The organism is Paraburkholderia sp. NMBU_R16 (assembly GCF_013282575.1).
Lineage (GTDB): Bacteria > Pseudomonadota > Gammaproteobacteria > Burkholderiales > Burkholderiaceae > Trinickia.
Genome location: NZ_JAAAYE010000146.1, coordinates 1 through 2771, shown reverse-complemented (window position 1 = coordinate 2771; position 2771 = coordinate 1). Strand labels below are relative to the sequence as shown.

The 2771-nt window shown below is 58.0% G+C and carries 3 protein-coding genes; all 3 read left to right on the top strand.

Annotation, left to right across the window (positions count from 1 at the left end):
• On the top strand, positions 1-1415 hold a 1415-nt coding region (locus tag GWC77_RS27285), incomplete at its 5' end, for a methionine--tRNA ligase (protein ID WP_217283435.1).
• Between the two features lie 23 nt (positions 1416-1438).
• Positions 1439-2197, top strand: coding sequence for an SDR family oxidoreductase (locus tag GWC77_RS27280; RefSeq protein WP_173262472.1), 759 nt, complete (start codon positions 1439-1441; stop codon positions 2195-2197).
• 27 nt (positions 2198-2224) lie between these two features.
• The gene (locus tag GWC77_RS27275; protein WP_173262469.1) at positions 2225-2731 is read left to right on the top strand and encodes a hypothetical protein; all 507 of its coding nucleotides are present in this window, start codon (positions 2225-2227) and stop codon (positions 2729-2731) included.
• Positions 2732-2771: the final 40 nt, after the last annotated feature.

The window sequence follows — 2771 nt, the reverse complement described above, 5'->3', positions numbered from 1 at the left end:
CCTTGCGGCTACCCGGCCTGGCTTCTGGCTCTGTCACAGTGATGTCCATCAAATCGAAAATGATGGGCACCACTTTGATGTCGGTTCTCGCCGTCGTCTACGACGGTCGTCGTGAGGCGCTTACGCTGCTTCGGGGCTCGGGCGATATCTACCGTGGCGAATATGAAGGTTGGTATGACACAGGTCAGGAGGAATATGTCTCCGAAGTGAAAGCGCGTCAGTTTGGCTACGCTTCCCCGATCAATCGAAAGCCACTGGTTCGACGAAAGGAGTCGTGCTTTTTTTTCCGTCTGTCCGCATATGGTGGCGAAATCAGGGAATTGATCGAGACCGGACAGCTCAGGATCTATCCGGGTGTACGGAAGGAGGAGTTGTTGACTCGTTTGGGGGAGGGCTTGCGCGACGTCCCATGTTCTCGGCCACGGGCCGCCGATTGGGGGATCGTCGTGCCGGGATCACCGGATCAGACGGTGTATGTATGGATCGATGCACTCGTCAACTACCTGAGCGCGATCAACACGAGGGAGCGACGAGGTTGGTGGCCCCCCACACATCAGATCGTTGGGAAAGATATCTTGTGGTTTCACGCGGTTATCTGGCCTGCGATGCTGCTTGCGCTTCGCAAGACACAACCATTCTCCGCTCTCGAGTTGCCACAAGCCGTGCATGCCCACAGCTTCTGGGTCCGAGACGGAGAGAAAATGTCGAAAAGCATGGGCAACTTCGTGTCGGTGGATGTGTTGAGCGGACTCTGCGACGGATATGGTGTCGACAGCGTGCGTTTTTTTCTTGTTGCGGCGGGCCCCCACGGGGCGAGCGACGCCGACTTCAGCATGCGGAGATTTCATCAAATGTACGTCTCAGCGTTGGCGAATACGGTCGGAAATTGCTGTTCGCGTGTAACGACAATGATAGAGAGGTTTTGCGACGATCGGCGCCCCGAAAAACGAGACGGCACTGGTTTTCCAATTGCCCGGGTGACAGAGTTAATCGAGGAGACACGGAGTGCCGTCGCTAAGGGCGACGTTGCTGCACTCGCGTCAGGCGCCTTGGCGGTCTTCCGCGTGACCGACAGCTATATCCACAGCGCGGAGCCCTTCCGATTGGCCAGAGAGCCCTCCCAACTCGGACGCGTGAGCGGAATGCTCCATGATGCGCTCGAAGCGATCCGCCTCGCATCGCTGCTTTTATGGCCGCTTATGCCCGAGCGGATGCAGACGCTCTGGAGCGCCATTGGCGTGGACTATTTGACGCAGACCATGGCCAACGGAAATAGCGCCCCATCCGACGAACATTTCGCGTGGGGCGGTTCGAAGTTTGAAGGGCCGGTTGCGCCCTTGCGAACCTTGTTTCCGAAGATCGATTCGGCCGATCCATCGAGCGCTGTAGTTGCGCTGGAGACGAGGCGTGCTTGACAAATTGTCGCGAGGATACTCTGGTGAGGCTATCTGGGAAAAAAATTCTCGTAACTGGGGGGAGCAGCGGAATTGGCCTCGCTATTACTGAAGGACTGCTGATCCATGGTGCGACCGTCGCATTTACGCATACGAGCGACGCGTCGCTGCAACGCGAGCCGGTGCAATGGCTCTTGAATCGTTACCCACGTGCGGTGCCCATGGCCGTGAATTTCTGCAAGCCCTTTTCAGCCGACCAGCTTATTGAATCCGCTTCTATGAGGCTCGATGGACTTGACGTGCTTGTGAATAACGCGGCGATCTTCTCGCGGGACAGCTTGATGGAAACGACGGCATCAATCCTTCACCAAACTCTTTACGTGAACGTCGCTGCCCCCTTTTTGCTCATTGCGTCGTTTGCAAGAGCGCTCGCGAAGCGAAAGCAGCCGGGAGGCATCATCAACGTATCGTCGTTGAGTGCCACCGCGGCAAGAAGTCGAATGTCCGCATACCAGTGCTCAAAGGCGGCGCTCGAAATGCTTTCGACAAGCGCCGCATTCGAGCTTGCCGGGCTTGGCATCCGTTCAAACGTTATTGCCCCCGGTCTTGTCGCGACGCCGGCGAATGAGCAGCAGAGGACTCAGGGAACAGGGTCGTGGAACGAGCGCGTGGCCAGCATTCCGCTTGGGCGAGCCGGGATGCCTACCGATCTCGTCGGTGCAGCGATATTTCTAGCCAGCGACGAGAGCAGCTGGGTCACCGGCGCCAAGATTGTCGTCGACGGGGGAGCGTCAACGTTCTGACCGGTGGCGTGCATGACGGAGAACAAAATGAATCAGTACCAGAATCTAAGCAAGATGATGCGGCTCAGCGACGAAGGATGGCGAGCCGCCGAAACCCGTCGCCTTATAGATCTTTCCGTGACCCACGGCGAGGGGCCGTACATGCTGCATGGAGACAAGCAATTCATCAATATGTGCTCCTGCTCGTACCTTGGATGGGACCGGCACCCCTCAATCTTGGAAGGTGCGATCAAGGGCGTGCGCACGGCGGGAACGCTGCACTTGACGACGGCCCGGTGCCGGCTCGCACTCGACCTGCTTTCGAGGTTCGAGGCGCGGTTGACCGATCACTTCGGAGTGACGGCGATCGCGTATAACGCGTGCGCGACCGCAAGCAACGCGTGCCTTCCGATTCTCGCATGCGGGGGCTTTTCGGCGGGACGTAAGCCTGTGATGGTTTTCGATAAATTTGCCTCTTTTGAATTCCGAGTGGGTGATGTTAGCGGGTCAAGGGCGGGCGTAAGCCCGGCGCAGCGAACCCTTGAGGCGCTCTGAATCGACAAGCTGAGGTATGGCTGGTTGCGGCAGAATGCGG